The sequence below is a fragment of the Devosia albogilva genome (assembly GCF_042685625.1).
Lineage (GTDB): Bacteria > Pseudomonadota > Alphaproteobacteria > Rhizobiales > Devosiaceae > Devosia > Devosia albogilva.
In genome coordinates, this window is the sequence record NZ_JBHUNP010000001.1 from 1,988,002 (window position 1) to 2,004,464 (window position 16,463).

At 65.6% G+C, this 16,463-nt stretch carries 16 protein-coding genes; 8 read left to right on the forward strand and 8 right to left on the reverse strand.

All coding sequences use genetic code 11. The features are described from left to right. The gene (locus ACFSX5_RS10080) at positions 1 to 1,059 is read left to right on the forward strand and encodes an ABC transporter ATP-binding protein (protein ID WP_386833219.1); all 1,059 of its coding nucleotides are present in this window, start codon (positions 1 to 3) and stop codon (positions 1,057 to 1,059) included. A gap of 87 nt (positions 1,060 to 1,146) precedes the next feature. Here the strand turns inward: ACFSX5_RS10080 and ACFSX5_RS10085 are convergent, their stop codons facing one another. Both ACFSX5_RS10085 and ACFSX5_RS10090 read right to left on the reverse strand, forming a co-directional pair. Beyond that, the gene (locus ACFSX5_RS10085) at positions 1,147 to 1,500 is read right to left on the reverse strand and encodes a nuclear transport factor 2 family protein (RefSeq protein WP_386833221.1); all 354 of its coding nucleotides are present in this window, start codon (positions 1,498 to 1,500) and stop codon (positions 1,147 to 1,149) included. Positions 1,501 to 1,553: 53 nt separating this feature from the next. Further along, positions 1,554 to 2,333 (reverse strand): TetR/AcrR family transcriptional regulator C-terminal domain-containing protein, encoded by a 780-nt coding sequence (locus tag ACFSX5_RS10090; protein WP_386833222.1) that lies wholly within the window; start codon positions 2,331 to 2,333, stop codon positions 1,554 to 1,556. 158 nt (positions 2,334 to 2,491) lie between these two features. Between ACFSX5_RS10090 and ACFSX5_RS10095 the strand changes: the two genes are divergently transcribed. The 5 genes from ACFSX5_RS10095 to ACFSX5_RS10115 all read left to right on the forward strand — a co-directional run bounded on the left by ACFSX5_RS10095 (position 2,492) and on the right by ACFSX5_RS10115 (position 8,197). Then, positions 2,492 to 3,451 carry an ATP-binding cassette domain-containing protein gene (locus ACFSX5_RS10095; protein ID WP_386833224.1) on the forward strand — a complete coding sequence of 320 codons (960 nt, stop codon included), beginning with the start codon at positions 2,492 to 2,494 and terminating at the stop codon, positions 3,449 to 3,451. Beyond that, positions 3,448 to 4,206, forward strand: coding sequence for an ABC transporter permease (locus ACFSX5_RS10100; protein ID WP_386833226.1), 759 nt, complete (start codon positions 3,448 to 3,450; stop codon positions 4,204 to 4,206). Before ACFSX5_RS10095 ends, ACFSX5_RS10100 begins: the two co-directional genes overlap by 4 nt. A 29-nt stretch (positions 4,207 to 4,235) precedes the next feature. Continuing rightward, positions 4,236 to 4,664, forward strand: coding sequence for an iron chaperone (locus ACFSX5_RS10105; RefSeq protein ID WP_386833227.1), 429 nt, complete (start codon positions 4,236 to 4,238; stop codon positions 4,662 to 4,664). Positions 4,665 to 4,728: 64 nt separating this feature from the next. Further along, positions 4,729 to 6,987 carry an ATP-binding cassette domain-containing protein gene (locus ACFSX5_RS10110; protein WP_386833228.1) on the forward strand — a complete coding sequence of 753 codons (2,259 nt, stop codon included), beginning with the start codon at positions 4,729 to 4,731 and terminating at the stop codon, positions 6,985 to 6,987. A 277-nt stretch (positions 6,988 to 7,264) separates the two neighbouring features. Then, a complete protein-coding gene (locus ACFSX5_RS10115) occupies positions 7,265 to 8,197 on the forward strand; it encodes an IS110 family transposase (protein ID WP_386833229.1) in 933 nt (310 codons plus the stop codon). A gap of 58 nt (positions 8,198 to 8,255) precedes the next feature. Here the strand turns inward: ACFSX5_RS10115 and ACFSX5_RS10120 are convergent, their stop codons facing one another. The 6 genes from ACFSX5_RS10120 to ACFSX5_RS10145 are packed head-to-tail and all read right to left on the reverse strand — an operon-like array spanning position 8,256 to position 14,462. Then, entirely contained in the window at positions 8,256 to 8,546 is a 291-nt protein-coding gene (locus tag ACFSX5_RS10120; RefSeq protein ID WP_386833230.1) for a DUF2188 domain-containing protein, read from the reverse strand. 52 nt (positions 8,547 to 8,598) lie between these two features. Next, a complete protein-coding gene (locus tag ACFSX5_RS10125) occupies positions 8,599 to 9,744 on the reverse strand; it encodes a glycosyltransferase (protein WP_386833232.1) in 1,146 nt (381 codons plus the stop codon). Between the two features lie 12 nt (positions 9,745 to 9,756). Then, entirely contained in the window at positions 9,757 to 10,977 is a 1,221-nt protein-coding gene (locus tag ACFSX5_RS10130; RefSeq protein WP_386833233.1) for an OpgC family protein, read from the reverse strand. Beyond that, positions 10,964 to 12,703, reverse strand: a complete 1,740-nt coding sequence (mdoH, locus tag ACFSX5_RS10135; protein WP_386833234.1) for a glucans biosynthesis glucosyltransferase MdoH — start codon at positions 12,701 to 12,703, stop codon at positions 10,964 to 10,966. The genes ACFSX5_RS10130 and mdoH overlap by 14 nt, the downstream gene beginning before the upstream one ends. A 23-nt stretch (positions 12,704 to 12,726) precedes the next feature. Beyond that, positions 12,727 to 12,864, reverse strand: coding sequence for a hypothetical protein (locus ACFSX5_RS10140; RefSeq protein WP_386833235.1), 138 nt, complete (start codon positions 12,862 to 12,864; stop codon positions 12,727 to 12,729). After that, positions 12,861 to 14,462: a glucan biosynthesis protein gene (locus tag ACFSX5_RS10145; protein WP_386833237.1), complete on the reverse strand. Its 1,602-nt coding sequence runs from the start codon at positions 14,460 to 14,462 to the stop codon at positions 12,861 to 12,863. Before ACFSX5_RS10145 ends, ACFSX5_RS10140 begins: the two co-directional genes overlap by 4 nt. 186 nt (positions 14,463 to 14,648) lie before the next feature. On the opposite strand from ACFSX5_RS10145, the gene ACFSX5_RS10150 reads away from it, so the two are divergent. Together ACFSX5_RS10150 and ACFSX5_RS10155 are read left to right on the forward strand one after the other, a co-directional pair. After that, the gene (locus tag ACFSX5_RS10150) at positions 14,649 to 15,773 is read left to right on the forward strand and encodes a hypothetical protein (protein ID WP_386833238.1); all 1,125 of its coding nucleotides are present in this window, start codon (positions 14,649 to 14,651) and stop codon (positions 15,771 to 15,773) included. Then, positions 15,766 to 16,458 carry a hypothetical protein gene (locus ACFSX5_RS10155; RefSeq protein WP_386833239.1) on the forward strand — a complete coding sequence of 231 codons (693 nt, stop codon included), beginning with the start codon at positions 15,766 to 15,768 and terminating at the stop codon, positions 16,456 to 16,458. Before ACFSX5_RS10150 ends, ACFSX5_RS10155 begins: the two co-directional genes overlap by 8 nt. Positions 16,459 to 16,463: the final 5 nt, after the last annotated feature.

The window sequence follows — 16,463 nt, forward strand, 5'->3', positions numbered from 1 at the left end:
ATGGCGACCAGCATCGAGCTTCGCAAGATCGTCAAAGCCTATGGCGACGTGGAGGTGATCCACGGTGTCGACCTCAGCATCGACCCCGGCGAGTTCACCGTCTTCGTCGGCCCCTCCGGCTGCGGCAAGTCCACCCTGCTGCGCATGATCGCCGGGCTCGAGCCGATCACCGGCGGCGATCTTCTGATCGACGGGCAGCGCATGAACGAGGTGCCGGCGGCCAAGCGCGGCATCGCCATGGTGTTCCAGTCCTATGCGCTCTATCCGCATATGAGCGTCTACCAGAACCTCGCCTTCGGCCTCGAAACCGCGAAGATGCCCAAGGCCGAGATCCAGGCGCGTGTGCAGCGCGCCGCCGAAATCCTCAAGATCGAGCCGCTGTTGCAGCGCAAGCCCAAGCAGCTCTCCGGCGGCCAGCGCCAGCGCGTCGCCATCGGCCGCGCCATCGTGCGCGAGCCCAAGATCTTCCTCTTCGACGAGCCGCTGTCCAACCTCGATGCCGAGCTGCGCGTTGCCATGCGCGTCGAGATCGCCAAGCTTCACAACGATCTCGGCAACACCATGATCTACGTGACCCACGATCAGGTCGAGGCCATGACCATGGCCGACAAGATCGTGGTGCTGCGCTCCGGCATCGTCGAGCAGGCCGGCGCCCCGCTCGAGCTCTACAACAACCCGCAAAACCTGTTCGTCGCCGGCTTCATCGGCTCGCCCAAGATGAATTTCCTGGCGACCTCCGGCAACGGCGACTCCGTGACCTCGGCCGGCCACACGCTCGCCCTCGGCCGCACCACCACCGGTGCAACAACCTTGGGCGTGCGCCCCGAGCACATCACCCTCAACGAGGGCACCGGCATCAAGCTGGCCGACCTTCGTGTCGAGCTGGTCGAAAACCTCGGCGGCCAAACGGTGGTCTATGCCACCACAACCGACGGCCAACCGATGACCGTGGTGCTCGAAGGCCAGCGGCCGCTCACCAACGGCCAGACCGTCTCGGCCCATGTCGATCCGGCCCTCGTCCACCTGTTTGACGCCGCCGGCAACGCTCTGCCGCGGTAGGTGCCGAGCCTTGCCCACCCCCCACCCTTGATCCCTCCCCAGAAGGGGGAGGGAAACGATGAACATGGGCTCATGCCCCGCGCCAGCCTACTCCGGCATGGTCTCCTGCAGCGTGTAGTGGATGGTCTGGCAGACGATCCGTCCGTCCTCGATGACGAAGCTGTCGGCGCCATCCTCCACGCTGCGCCCCGGCTCCCGGGCGCGCCATTCGATATAGGCGAAGCGCCCTTCCACCAGCTTGATGGGAAACTCATAGTCCGGCGGCACGTGCTCGTTGAGGATGCGGCTGAAATGCCGGACGGCGTCGTGGCCGATCCGCTTGCCGGTGGCGGTCAGCACCACCACGTCCTCGGCATAGTTCCGTGCAAGGTCCGCCTCGAGATCCCCGCGCATGCGGCATTCGAGGTGATCCTCCAGCACTTCGGCGGTGGAGCGGGTCATGGCTGGCCTCCTTCCCTGGTGGGGCAACGAAGGCCGCCGGCCGATGTTCCCGCTTAGGCCTCGCCCTTCCTGCGGATCAGGACCTCGAGCCCATCCAGCAGCCGCTCGAGACCGAACTCGAAGGCGCGGTCCGGATCGCCAAGCCCGTAGAGCTCGCCCACGACGGGGCCGACGCGGTTGGCCACGGGGTAGGGGGAGAAATCGATCTGCTCCAATAGCGGTGCCACGGCATACCACCACTCGTCGTCGCTGAGCCCGGTCTGCTCTTTCACCATGCTGGCCCGCACCACGTCGCGGACTGCGCCATGCACATAGTTGGCGACCATGGTGGCCGACAGGTCCATCTCCACCTCGCTGAGTCCCAGGCCGTCGAAGACGGTCAGGAAGTGGTCATAGGATCGCATGGTGTTGGGACCGAGCACCGGCCGATGCGTGCCGATCTGCAATGCCCATGGATGGCGCAGGTAGAACGATCGTAGCTCGCGGGCCACCATGGCAACATTGTCGCGCCACCGGGTGGGATCGAAGGCGATGGGTTCATCCACCGTCTCACCCTCTGCCGGCCCGGCTGCGGCGTCCAGCATCAGGTCCAGCAGCACCGTCTTGTCTGGGATGTGGGTGTAAAAGCTCATCGGCGACATACCCACCGCCTCGGCAACCCTGCGGGTGGAAACCGCCTCTATGCCTTCGGCATCGGCGATCCGCACCGCCGCCGCGACGAGATCGGCCAACGCCACCTTCGTCCGAGGACCCCGCTTGCGTCCCTCGGACAGGCCCCACATCAGCTCCAGCGCGCGCCGGGGGTCGCCACGACCGGCGATCTCTTCGCTCATCTTTGCCTCACACAACTCTTTACAGCGTACAAGGTTGTTGCTAATAACCCTGTATGCTGTACGGAGTTTAGGGCCGGCTTGGAACAAAGTCGAGCCCGGTGTCGAAACGGGGCTTGCTCAACCGTCACCGGTTCGAGCCCAACCCTGGAGGATGGTCGATGATTCACGCGCGAGAGCTGGCTCGCACCTTCAAGACCAAGGCAGGAGCAGTGGAGGCGGTCCGCGGCTTGAGCCTCGATGTCGCCGAGGGCGAACTGGTCGCCTTTCTCGGCCCGAATGGCGCCGGAAAGTCCACTTCCGTGCGGATGCTGACAACGCTCCTGCCGCCGAGTTCGGGCAGCGGCACCGTCGGCGGGCACGACATCGCCACCAACGCTGCCGCGGTGCGGCGGCTCATCGGCTATGTCGGCCAGGGTACTGCCTCCGGGCCTTACCACCGGGTGCGCGACGAACTGGTGATCCAGGGTCGCGCCCAGCGCATGAGCGAGGCGGCAGCCCGTCGCCGGGCCGACGAGCTCTTGGCCATGCTCGAGCTCGATGCTCTTGCCGACCGTGATTGCGTGTCGCTCTCGGGCGGGCAGAAGCGCCGGCTGGATGTGGCACTCGGGCTGATGCACACGCCACCGGTGCTGTTCCTCGACGAGCCGTCCACAGGGCTCGATCCGCATAGCCGCGCCAATCTTTGGGCGCATATCCTCAAGCTGCGGCAGGCCACGGGCATGACCATCTTCCTGACCACCCACTACCTCGATGAAGCCGACACCATGGCGGAGCGGGTCATGGTGATGGACAATGGCCGGCTGATTGCCGACGACACGCCGGCTCGCCTGAAGGCCGAGCTAGCCGGCGACACCATCGAAGTCAGCCTGCTTTGTGCCGACCAGACCGAAGCGGCTGCCACCATCGCCGACAACCTGCCCGATCGGCGCGAGCTGCGGCGCGACGAGCGCACCATCGCCGTCACTCTCAAGGATGGCGAGGCGGTGCTCCCCGAGTTCATCCGGCGCCTCCACGACGGCGGCATCGAGGTCATCAGCGCCCGCATCAGGCGGCCGACGCTCGACGACGTGTTTCTGGGCCTTACCGGCCGCAGCCTGCGGGAAGGAGCCGCCGCATGAACTTTGTTTCCGACATCGCCATATCGTTCCGGCGTGAGATCAAGCCCACCCTGCGCACCTGGTACTACCTGATCGCGTTCGGCCTGATCCAGCCGCTGCTCTATCTCGCCTTTTTCGTGCCGTTGCTGGGCGAGGTGCCGTCGCCGGGCGGGGTGGCGCCTATCCAGTGGTTCGTCCCCGGCATGATGGTCATGCTGGTGCTGTTCACCACCGTCTCCTGCGGTTGGGCGCTCACCGAGGAGCTGATCAGCGGCAGTTTCGAGCGCTTTCTGGTAACGCCGATGAGCCGACCTGCAGTGATGATCGGCCGCGCCCTCAAGGAATTGGTACCGTTGATGCTGCAGGCGCTGATCCTCGTCATCGTCGCGGTACCCTTCGGCTTGACCATGCATGTCCTGCCGATCGTCATCGGCTTCGTCCTGCTGCTGCTGTTCGGTGTGGGAGTGGCCTCGCTGTCCTACTCGCTTGCGATTGCCACCAAGAATGACGGTTCGTTGTTCTACCTGGTCAGCCACTCCGTCTCCCTGCCGCTGATGCTGCTGGGTGGTGTGTTGCTCCCCATGACGGCGGCGCCCGACTGGCTGTTCTGGCTCAGCCGCTTCAACCCGGTCACATACCTGGTCGAGGCGGAGCGCGCCTTGTTCATGGGCGAGGTGTTCACATCCACCGTGCTCTATGGCGTACTTGTGGCCGCTGGCGTGGCAGTGATCGGCGTCGGCATCGGCGTCGCCCAGATCCGCAAGGCCACGCTCTAGCAAACCGAACCCGAAGAGGAGGAGCCCCCATGGCCGATTCGAAAGCCAAGCAATCCACCTTCAGCGCCGAGGAACAGGCGGCAATGAAGGAGGCCAAGCGCGAGCGCAAGAAAGGCGGCAAGGCCGATGGTGAAGCCGACCTGCTCGCCAAGATTGCCGAGATGGATGGGTCCGACAAACAGATGGCCGAGCGCATCCATGCCATCGTCAAGGAAGTAGCGCCGCAACTCGCCCCCAAGACCTGGTACGGCATGCCGGCCTGGGCCGACAGCAATGGCAAGGCGGTGTGCTTCTTCACGCCGGCGGCCAAGTTCAAGGAGCGTTATGCCAGCTTCGGCTTCAACGCCAACGCCCAGCTCGACGACGGCAATATGTGGCCGACTTCATTCGCCCTGCTGAAGATCACCGCGGCAGAAGAGAAGCGCATCGCCGAACTGGTGAAGCAGGCCGCCGGCTGACCCCTGCTGTCGGAATCTGGCACGGCCATCCGTCATCACCCCGGCACAGCACGAAGGAGGCGTCATGGCTGCCGAAGACAGCGCATACGGGTCGATCATCATTCGCGGTGCACGCGAGAACAATCTCAAGAACGTGTCGCTCGACATCCCCAAGCGCCGGATCACGGTGTTCACCGGGGTGTCGGGCTCCGGCAAGTCCTCGCTGGTGTTCGGCACCATCGCCGCGGAATCCCAGCGCCTGATCAACGAGACCTATCCGGCCTTCGTGCAGCAGTTCATGCCGCATTACGGCCAGCCGGATGCCGACCTGCTCGAGAACATCTCCGCCGCCATCATCGTCGACCAGCAGCGCCTCGGCGGCAATTCCCGCTCCACCGTTGCCACCGTCACCGACACCGCGCAGATGCTGCGGGTGTTGTTCTCGCGGCTGGCGGAGCCCCGGCTCGGGCCGCCCGGCCTCTACAGCTACAACGACCCTCGCGGCATGTGTCCCGACTGCGAGGGCATCGGGCAGGTCGCAGCCATGAACATGGCGGCAGTGATCGACGAAACCAGGTCGCTCAATGCGGGCGCCTTGCTGCCCAAGGACTTTGCCGTCGATACCTGGTGGTGGGAGATCTACAAGAACTCCGGCCTGTTCGACATGGATAAGCCGGTCGATAAATACACCGAGGAGGAGCGGCACAACCTCCTTCACCTCGATGATGGTCGCAAGATCAAGGTCGGCAAGATCGGCCTCACCTATGAGGGCGTGGTCGCCAAGCTCAAGAAGGGCCTCGGCTCCAAGGATCCGGACTCGCTGCAGCCGCATGTCCGGCTCGAATACGACCGCATCTTCACCCGCGAAACCTGCCGCGCCTGTGGCGGCACACGCCTCAACGCCGCCGCTCTCGGTAGCCGGGTCGCCGGGAAGAACATCGCTGAGCTGTCGGCCATGCAGGTCTCCGACCTCGCCCGGCTCGTCCGCACCATCGAAGCCCGCGAGGTCAAGCCGATGCTCGATGCCCTGGCGGCGCGGCTCGACAATCTCGTCACCATCGGCCTCGGCTATCTCAGCCTCGATCGCGAGAGCGCGACGTTGTCGGGTGGCGAGTCGCAGCGCGTGAAGATGGTGCGCCATCTCGGCTCGTCGCTCACCGACATCACCTATGTGTTTGACGAACCTTCGGTCGGCCTCCACCCCCACGATGTCGGGCGGCTTGCCGGGCTGATGCAGCAGTTGCGGGACAAGGGCAACACGGTGCTGATCGTCGAGCACAAGCCCGACATGATCCGCATCGCCGACCACGTCGTCGATATGGGCCCGCTGGCCGGCTCCAAGGGCGGCGAGATCGTCTACCAGGGCGACTACCAGGGTCTGCTGACCTCCGGCACCCTCACCGGCAACCACATCACGCGGCATCAGCCCCTCAAGGCGGACGTCAGGAAAATGACCGGCGAGCTCCGCATCGAGCACGCCCGCCTCAACAACCTCAAGGATGTCTCGGTCAGCATTCCCCAGGGCGTGCTGACCGTGGTCACCGGCGTCGCCGGCTCGGGCAAATCATCGCTGATCCAGGGCTGCCTGCCGGCCGCCTATCCCGATACCATCATTATCGACCAGAACTTGGCGCGGGGATCCCGCCGATCCAACACCGCCACCTATACCGGCATCCTCGACGGCGTCCGCAAGGCCTTCGCCAAGGCTAACGGGGTCGAGGCGTCGCTGTTCTCCGCCAATTCCAAGGGCGCCTGCCCGGACTGCAACGGGCTCGGTGTGATCTACACCGATCTCGCCCATCTCGATCCGATGGTCACCACCTGCGAGACCTGCGAAGGCAAGCGCTTTCTGCCCGAAGTGCTTGAACACCAGCTCCGCGGCAAGTCGATCGCCGATGTCTACGACATGAGCGTCGAAGAGGCTGCGAAGTTCTTCACCGAGCCCGCCATCGCCCGCATCCTCACCGGTCTGGTGGACGTCGGGCTCGGCTATCTCACTCTGGGGCAGCCGCTCTCGACCCTCTCCGGCGGCGAGCGCCAGCGGCTGAAGCTCGCTGCCGAGCTCGGCAAAAAGGGCAATATCTACGTCCTCGACGAGCCGACCACTGGCCTTCACATGAACGACGTCGACACCCTGATCGGCTTGTTCGACCGGCTGGTCGACGCCGGCTCCACCGTGGTCGTCATCGAACACAATCTCGACGTCATCTCCCGCGCCGACTGGGTCATCGACCTCGGCCCCGGCGCCGGCCACGAAGGCGGCACGGTCCAGTTCGAGGGCGTCCCGGCTGATCTGGTGAAGGCCGAGCATTCGCTCACCGGACAGGCGCTGGCGGCTCGGTAGGCGCTCCCTCTCCCCTGAGGGGAGAGGGCTGGGGTGAGGGGTTCACCCTCATGGCAGGCCGCAGCGCTGAACCCCTCGCCCGCCGCTGTCCGTCACCTCTTGTAACTTGGGGTCGCCATCCTGTGGTAGGGTTGGCGCTGCGGTGATGCGGGACAGCTCGACCCACCCAGGGGCAGTTCAGCTCGAAGGGGAGCAAGGGGCGTCCCGCATCGATCCATCGATCCCGAACAGTCGCCGGGGCCGCAAGGCGAGCCCGATTAGGCAAGGAGGGGACAAGATGGAGATCACCGTTGGCATCGATGTGAGCAAGACGCGGCTGGATGTGCATGTGCAGCCCGCCGGAGAAGGCTTTGCAGTGGGCAATGACGAAGCGGGGGTGGCGGAACTGCTGGATCGGCTGGGCCGGTTGGATGGGCTTGCTGGCATCGGCCTGGAAGCCTCCGGGCGGCATGAACGCCTGGCGGCGGCGGCACTGGCGGCAGCACGCCTGCCGGTGGTGGTGCTCAATCCTGCCCAGGTCCGGCACTATGCGCAGGCGCTCGGGCTAAGAGCCAAGACCGACCCCATCGACGCCCGGGTCATCGCCCTGTTCATGGCGGCGGTGCGGCCTCCTATCCGAGCCATAGCTGACGCGGCCACGGCCGAGCTCGAAGCGCTGATGGCGCGGCGGCGGCAGCTGGTGGCCATGCTGGTGGCGGAACGGGCGCGCCGGGCTCAGGCCCAGCCCGGACCAGTCCGGCTGTCATTGGCCCGCGTCGTTACTACTCTGGAAGCCGACCTCAAGGAGTTGGACGCCCACATCGACAAGACTGTGCGCGGCACCCCGGTGTGGCGCGACAAGGAGGATCTGCTCGCCTCCGTAACCGGCATTGGCAAGACCATCGCCCGAACCTTGCTGGCCGAACTGCCCGAGCTTGGCCACCTCTCGCCCAAGCAGATCGCCGCTCTCGCCGGGCTGGCACCCTATACCCGGCAGTCCGGCCGCTGGCGGGGCAGAAGCTTCATCAGCGGCGGGCGATCAGCCGTCCGTGCCGCCTTGTTCATGGGGGCAATGGTCGCAGCCCGCCACAACCCCATGCTGAAGGCCTTCCGCGACCGGCTGGTGGCAGCCGGCAAGCCCAAGCTCGTCGCCGTTATCGCAACCGCTCGCAAACTCCTCGTCATACTCAACGCCATCATCCGAGACCAAAAGCCGTGGACACACGCTTGACTATCAAGACAGTCGCTCCCCTCAGGGGAGAGGTGACGGACAGAGCCTGCGCAAGCCATCAAGGCAGCTGCGTTTCCCGCCGCTCGCCGTTTTCGCTCGGCTCCACCAGCTCGTCCTCGACCTCCGTCTCCGGCCGGTCCTCGCCGCTGGCGAGTTCGTCGTGCCACTTGCCGTCGGCGGTCTGGTAGCGGATCGCCTCCGTCTCGCCGGTCTGCTGCTGCCGGTCGGCGGCAGCGACGGCAGCATCCAGCGCCGCCTGGTGCGTGGGGAAGGTTTCCGAGAACACGTCGCCCACCTTGTAGGCGAAGCCGCCGTCATGTTCGACGACGTCGTAGATCACACGGGTCATGGCTTGCTCCTTGTCTGGCGGGTTAACACTCGCCAGACCGGAGCGGTTGCGCTCAGCGCCAGGTGAAGACGCGCGTCACCGAGTAGTTGAACACCGAACTCATCAGCGCGCCGGCCAGCCCCGCCAGCAGCGGCACCTGCTCGTACTGGTAGATCAGCGCCGCCACCGACACATTGGCCAGCGCTCCGATCGAACAGGCGGCATAGAAGGCGAACAGTCCCCGCAGCACCTTCCAGCCGCGCAACTTCCGATCGGCATAGGTCAGCACGTTGTTGAGGAAGAAGTTCCAGGTCATGGCGATCACCGTCGCCACCAGTTGCGCCAGGATGAAATCGGTCTTCAGCACATCGAAGAACAGCCATAGCGTCGTCAGGTGCACCGCGATGCCGGAAAAGCCCACCAGCGAAAACAGCAGGAAACTGGTCGGCAACACGCCGCCGGAAAGCTTCGATAGCCACAGCCCGCCGAACTGCAGCGCCACCAGCGGGCTCATCTTGCTTTCCCCGGCATGGCGCGGCCGGAAGGTATAAGGCACTTCGGCCACCGCCGGCGGCGTGCCGCGACGGGTCGCGGTGATGACGAGGTCGAGCAGGATCTTGAAGCCTTCGCTCGACAGGTGCGGCGCGACCGCGAGGATCAGGTCGCGGCGGGCGGCAAAGAACCCGCTCATCGGATCGCTCAGTTTCTGCCCGGCAATGAAGGACGACAGCTTCGTGGCCGTGCGGCTGCCCCAGGCGCGGACGGCGGAAAAGCCCTCGCCGGTCGAGCCCTCGCCCGAATAGCGGGTGCCGACGGCGATGTCGGCACCGGCCTTGACCTTGGCGAGCAGCTGCGGCAGCGCCGCCTCGTCATGCTGGAGGTCGCCATCGATCACCGCCACATAGGGCGCATTGGTCGCCAGCATTCCCTCGATCACCGCCGAGGAGAGCCCCCGCCGCCCCACCCGCTTGATGCAGCGGAAATTGTGCCAGCGATGCCCCAGCTCCCAGGCGAGTTCCGCCGTGCCGTCCGGGCTGTTGTCGTCGACCACCAGCATCTCCCAGCCGATGCCATCCAGGGCGACCGCCACGCGCTGGTAGAGTTCTTCGAGATTGTCGCGCTCGTTGAAGGTGGGCACCACCACCGCCAGCTCCACCGGGGCCGGCTGGAACGCAGTTTCACGGGACGGCAGCGGGACTTGGTAGGTGACAGGCGACATAGGCACGCGCTCCTACGGAGTGGCGGTTTGCGGTGGGCGAGCAGCAGCGCGCCGCATCTCGGCGGTGCGCGTGAGTATAAGGGCGAGGACCACGAGAACAACGAGACCAGCACCGAGCATCAGCCCGTCGCTGATCGGGTGCGGCGGAACGGCGGCCTTCACCGCCTGCAGCAACAGGCTGAGCACCGTTCCGGTTGCGAACACTGCCAAACCTTGCCGCCCCATCAACCGCAGCGGTGCTGCCCAGCGGCTGGCGGCCACGCGCTGCATGATCGGCAGCGAGGCAATCACGTAGAACAGGGCCAGCGCATGCAACAGCCGGGGCAGGGCGAGATAACTCTTGTCGAACCAGGTGATGTAGAAGGGCAGCCCCATGCGGCTGAGAAAGCCGAGCACCTCGCGGCCGGCCGCTCCGAAGTCGGGGACCTTCACCCACACAAGCACCAGGACCAGCAAGGCCGCGCTGGCGAGAAACAGTAGCGGATTGCCCGGCACGAAGCGTTGCCCGCGCTTCATCGCCATGCCGCACAACAGGCCGAGCACGAACAGCAATTGCCAGGAGAGCGGGTTGAAGAACCAGCCGCCGGAATTGGGATAGTTCGGAAAGTTGAGCCGGAACTGCCCGGCGATCGCCCACACAAGAATCGAGCCCACCAGCAGCCACATCGGCTTGCGCAGTCCCACCATGATGAACAGTGGCGTCACCAGCAGCAGCGTCAGATAGAGCGGCAGGATGTTGAGATAGCCGAGCTGATGCGTCAGCAGGGGCAGCCCGATCATCGCCGCCAGCGGGTTGCTGAATAGCGGCCCGAGATTGTTCTTGGTCAGCAGTTCGTAGAGGCCGAAGAAATGCGCCGCGCCCGCGAAGATGCCGAGCGCCATGGCGGTGATGGCGAGGTGCACGAAGTACAGTTGCCGCGCCCGAGTCCAAGGGCGGGCGATCGCCAGCCACAGCGGCGAGCCATTGGTGAACGCTCCGGAATAGGCCAGCCCCGCCGCCATGCCGGACATGAACACGAAGGCCTCGGCCGCATCGGAAAAGCCGAAATTGCGGTTGGTGAACTGCTCGTAGATGGTGCCCGGCACGTGGTTGATGAAGATCATCACCAGGGCAAGGCCGCGGAACATGTCGAGCCGCTCGTCGCGCTGGCCCGGGGGCAGGGGGGCGCTGCCGGCTATTACCTGCCGCATCAGCGGCACCCGCTCCCAGAAGGTGGGCTTACGCTGGAGCATGCGACTTCTCCGGCGCGGCCGCACTCACCTCGAGCGGCATGTCGTTCTGCCAGGCGGCAAGAATGCGGATGTTCTCCGCCATCACCGGGGACGGTGCATGTTCGGCGCGACTGGTGAACAGCCGCCCCCGCGCCCAACTCCCATCACCCATCGACGTGGCCCAGATGATCACCGGCGCTATCACCGCGGGCCCCGCCACCGGCAGCAGCCAGGCGACATAGCGCGGTGCCGCGATGGTCATGGCGGCGATGGCAGCAAGCCCCAGCAGGCTGATCCACCAGCTGGCCTTCACGGCGGTCCACAGCGGCACCCGCCGTGCATCGCGCTCGGTTGCCGGCCAGCCGCCATCGAGCCCGAGCAGGATCTGGATCACCGCCCGGCTTTGGAACGCCAGCAGCACCGGCGCGATCAGCGTCGACAGCACGATTTCGGCCAGCACCGACAGCGCCACCTGCAGATTGCCGCCGAAGCGACGGTTGTGCCCGTCGATGGCGCCGCGGATCACGATGGCGAGCTTCGGCAACAGCAGTGCCCCCGCCACGCCCAGGCCTAGCACCAGGGGCGTTGCATCCCAGCGGATGCCGCCGCGGTCCGGGAACACGGTCGCAAGAATGCTCGTCGCCAGCAGCGCCAGCCACAGCGGGGAAACCGCATAGGCCATGATGCCCTGGACGAACGTGAACCGGCTCCAGAGCTTCAGGCCTGGCGCAAACACCAGCCGGCGATGCTGCAGATTGCCCTGGCACCAGCGCCGGTCGCGCTTGGCGTGCTCCACCATGTTCTCCGGGCCATGCTCGAACGAGCCGCCGAGCTCGGGGTCCACTTCGACCTTCCAGCCGCCCCGCGCCAGCAGCGCCGCCTCGACATAATCGTGGCTGAGGATGTGCCCGCCATAAGGCGGCTTGCCCGACAGAACCGGCAGCCCGCAGCACTGGGCAAAGGCCCGCACCCGGACAATGGCATTGTGCCCCCAATAGGGGCCCTGCTCACCCTGCAGCAGCGCCATGCCGCGGGCGAAATAGGGCGACAGGTAAGACGACGAGAACGCCATCATGCGCGCGAACACAGTGTGGGCGCCGATCACCTCCGGCACGGTCTGCAGCAGCCCAAGACGGCTGTCCTGGTCCATTCGCGCTGCCATGGCCGCTATGGTCTCGGCTTCCATCAGGCTGTCCGCGTCGAGGATCAGCGCATACTCGTAGGCGCCACCCGAGCGGGCGACGAAGTCCTCGATATTGCCGGCCTTGCGGCCGACATTGCGCTCGCGCCGCCGATAGAAGATGCGGCCGGCAGCCTGCGGCTCGCGCAACAACAGCTCGAATGCCGCCGCTTCCTCGGCGGCGACTTCGAGCGAGGTGCTGTCCGACAGAATGGCGAAGTGAAACCGGTCCGCTAGCCCTCGTTCCACGAGGTGCCGGTTCATCGCCGCTATGCGGGCAAAGGTTTCGACCGGATCCTCGTTGTAGATCGGCACCAGCACGGCCGTCAGGCCCTTCGGCCGGGTCCAGCCGAGCGGCTTTCGCACCGGCGCGAGCGCGCCGAGGATACCGGTCAGTCCGCCCCACAGCAGCCAGAACACCGTCACCGTCAGCAGGATGCTGCGCATCCAGTCGAGAGTAGTGGGCCGGTTGCCTCCGATCAGATCGAGGAAAGCCCAGCCTGCGGCAAGGCTCGCCGCCGCAGCGACGGCGAGGGTGGCAGCCCGCAGCTGCTCAGCCCTGCCCATGAACGTCTCCGTGGCACATCGGTTTAGGGGCGCTGCCAGACCAGCAGCATGGATCGCAGCAGGTCGAAGATGGAGCCGCGCTGGCGTTCCAGCCTCTGCTTGGGCATGGGCAGGGGCGCGTCGGGAAGACCCTGGTACAAAGAGAAATCCTGATGCTTCATGCCACCACTCCGCGCCACTGGTAAATCCAGGTCTCGGTGAGCGGACGTCCCTCGGTGCCGACGCTGGCCTTGAGTTCGATCAGCGTCTGCCCGGTTGTGTCCACATCCAGCACGAGCCGCCACATCCCGTTCGCAGGGATACGGGAGAAGGCGGTGGATACAATGCTGCCGGCCGAAACCGTGGCCTCAACGTCGAAGGGCGTATCTGGATGCATCTGCTCCAGTTCGCCGCCGGCAAAATCGATGACGAATTTCCGAAGTGTTGCAGCATTGGCAACACCGGACACCCCGCCGAGGCCGACACGGGTCTCGGCCACATGGGCGAGTGGTGCCCCGGAGTCGGGCAAAAGGTCGCCCCAGACGAGGCGGTAGCTGAATTCGCGCTCATCGCCGGCGGCGATCGGCTGCTCGGGGATCCAGAAGGCAACGATGTTGTCGTCGGCCTCGAGCTTGGACGGGATCTCGACCAGTCGCACCGAACCCGGCCCCCAGTCGCCGAGGGGCTCAACCCGCAGCGAGGGGCGGCGCTCGTAATGCGCGCCAGCGTCCTGATAGGTCTCGAATTCGCGGCCGCGCTGATAGAGGCCGAACGACTTCACCGACGGGTCATGAAGATAGGAATTGCCGAGCCAGGACGCATTGTTCAGCGGACGCCACATCGGCTGCCCCTCGGACGGCTCGAGCAGGAGACCGTTACTGTCGTGCACCTGCGGCCGGTAGTCATCGAAGCCGGCCCGGTTGGTGTCGTCGAACAGGAACATCGAGGTCAGCGGCGCAATGCCCAGTTCCGCCACTGCCTCGCGGAAATAGAGCCGGGCCGTGACCTCCATAACCGTTTCCTGCTGGTCCTCGCCGGCCGGGTGGATCACGAAGCGATAGGCGCCGGTCACGCTGGGGCTCTCGAGCGCCGCATAAAGCGTCATCGGACCGGGTTCGACAGGCTTTTCGAGGTAGAACTCGGAGAAGCGCGGGAACTCCTCCGGTCCCTCGCGCCAGGAGTTGATCAGCAGCCCGCGAGCGCTCAGCCCATAGATGTTGTCGCGCCCCAGGGCACGGAAATAACTCGCACCGAGGAACGAGACGAGTTCGTCGGCCACCTCGGGTCGATTGATCGGATAGTTGATGCGAAAGCCGGCAACGCCGGGGAAGGTGGCGGTCTCGGCCGCCTCCTTCATCTCGCCTTCCATGAAGTAGTTGAAGTCGCCGGCGCCGAACTCGATCGAGTGGCTGTCGCCATCGACGATCTCGAACACGGTCACCGGCTCCTTGAACAGCCATCCCATCGGGAAGCCGTGGACCTGATAGCCGTGCCCGTCCTCGATCCACTTGGCGCGTTCGGTGTTGAACTGCACCCGCCGATACCCGTCATAGTCGAGATTGGCGTAAAAGGCCGAAGCGAGCGGTGCCGGCGGCTGATGTGGCTGGGCCGCCAGATCCCTCATCCGCTGGGAGAAGGACTCGAAGTCGAACGGACCGGACTGGGGAGTTGCTGCACTCACCGCAGGCGTGAGCGCCGTGGTGGACACAAGCAGGGCTGTAGCCGCCGCGCCTTTGAGAAACGTGCGGCGGGACGCAAGGTACGCTGAGTTACTGGGCATGGTGACGCTGGGAAGAACCGGCCTGATATCCATCAACTTCACGCAACGCCGTCGAGGTGTGAAAGTTGTGGCATGGCGGGCATGCGCTACACGCATAATTGAACTGCCCGGTTCCGCGTTACGTCGGCCAGGGTCCGAGGGGTAATCAGGGTGCAGGAAGTCGCTTTGTCACGGCAGGACGCGGCGGTGCCAAGCTGGGCCCAACGCGTAGCGATCGTCGTCGTGTTCGCCGGCCTCGGTCTCCTAACCCGTTTTCTGGCCTATCGTTTCGCCATTCCCGACGCCGACCCCGCCGACTTCTTCAAGGTCATGTGTCGTTGGGACTGCGAGTGGTACGTCCGTCTCGCCGAAGAGGGCTATGATCCCTTTCCGACACCGAAAATGATCAACGCGGCGAACTGGGCCTTCTTTCCCCTCTATCCAATGTTAATCGGCCTGATGCGCCAGTTGACGGGGCTCCCTACGCTCCAGCTCAGCGCCGCGGTTTCCATTCTCGTCAGCATGGGGACCGCGCTGGTCGCCTGGCCGCTGCTCGGTCGCAAGCTGCGCCCCTTCACGCTCTTTGCCGCCTTCCTGCTCGCCGGGCCGTTCTCGGTCTACTTCACCACCTTCTTCACCGAGACGCTGTTCATCTTCCTCACCGTTGCGGTGTTCGTTGCCCTGCAGCAGCGACGCTGGTTGCTGGCGGGCGTCTTGGCGGCGGCTCTCTCCGCCACCCGCATCGTTGGCGTGTTCATCGTCTTCGCCATCCTCTGGGAGGTGTGGGTGGAGCATCGGGAGCGCGGCGGCACCTGGCGCGACTTCATCCCGGCAACCCTGGTCCGACCAGAACTGGTGCTGACCTTCGCCGTCGCCCCGCTCGGGCTCTTCGCCTATATGGCGTTCCTTCATTTCCACATCGGGGATGCCCTCGCCTTCCAGCATGTACAGCGGGCCTGGGGGCGTCCCTTCGGCCTGCCGCCGGTCTTCATCTGGAACGGACTCACCAACCTGCCGGGGGAGGGCTGGTGGCCCACCGCGTCGCAGTTCCTCGCGGCCGCCTCGATTGCGGGTTACGTGCTGATCGTTGGGCTGGTGCTCACCGGCCGCATCGGCATGGCCATCTACGCCTTCATCGCCCTCACGCTGCCGCTCTTCGCCGGCCTTGCCTCCATGGTCCGCTTCGTTGCCGGCATGGCGCCCATGTCGCTGCTGCTCGCCGACCTCCTCGGCCGCAGCCGCATCGGCTTCGTTCTTGGCATGCTGCTGATCCTGGCCGCCGGTTGGTACGGGACGTTCGGCTGGCTCGATTGGAACCTCGCCCTTGTCTAGCACCGCAATCTTCAGCCGGCCTGCCATCCGCTGGGGCGCCTATGCTCTCGCCGGCCTCCTTTTCGCCGCCGAGGCCGGCGTCGTCTGGCTGATGCTCAATCCCGACGTGCCGGAGGATTTCCGCGCCTACTACATCGATCGCAGCACGACCTGCCTCAACCAGCCCGTGCCCGGCACCTACGCCTTCGGCACCGTGGTGGACTTCACATCCGACGGCCGAGAACAGGCGATGCCGCTGCGCGTCTGCGGTTGGGAGGGACCGGCTGGCGACGGCACCCACGCCGTCGGCACCAGTTCGCGCCTCCGCTTCCGCGGCGACCCGCAGCCCGGTGCCCATGAACTGGTGCTCGACCTCGCCGCCATCAGCCGCGACGGTGATCCACAGCCGCAGCGTGTCGAGGTGCTGATCGACGGCGAACTCACCAACACCCTCGATGTCGCACTGCCCGAGCCGCAATCGTTCCGGCTCCCCGTGCCGGACGACGTCCTCGCCGATGGCACGCTCGAGCTCATCCTCCGTTTCCCCGATGCCGTGCAGATGGGCGAAACCGATCCCGACACCCGCTACCGCTCCGTCAAGCTCACCCGCGCCGGGATTGTGCCGGCGGGCCAAGATGCCGTAGAGGAACAGGGCCGCACCGCCGTTTGGAACGATCTTGCCCGAAGTGGCGTTCATGGGGGTTGATTGAA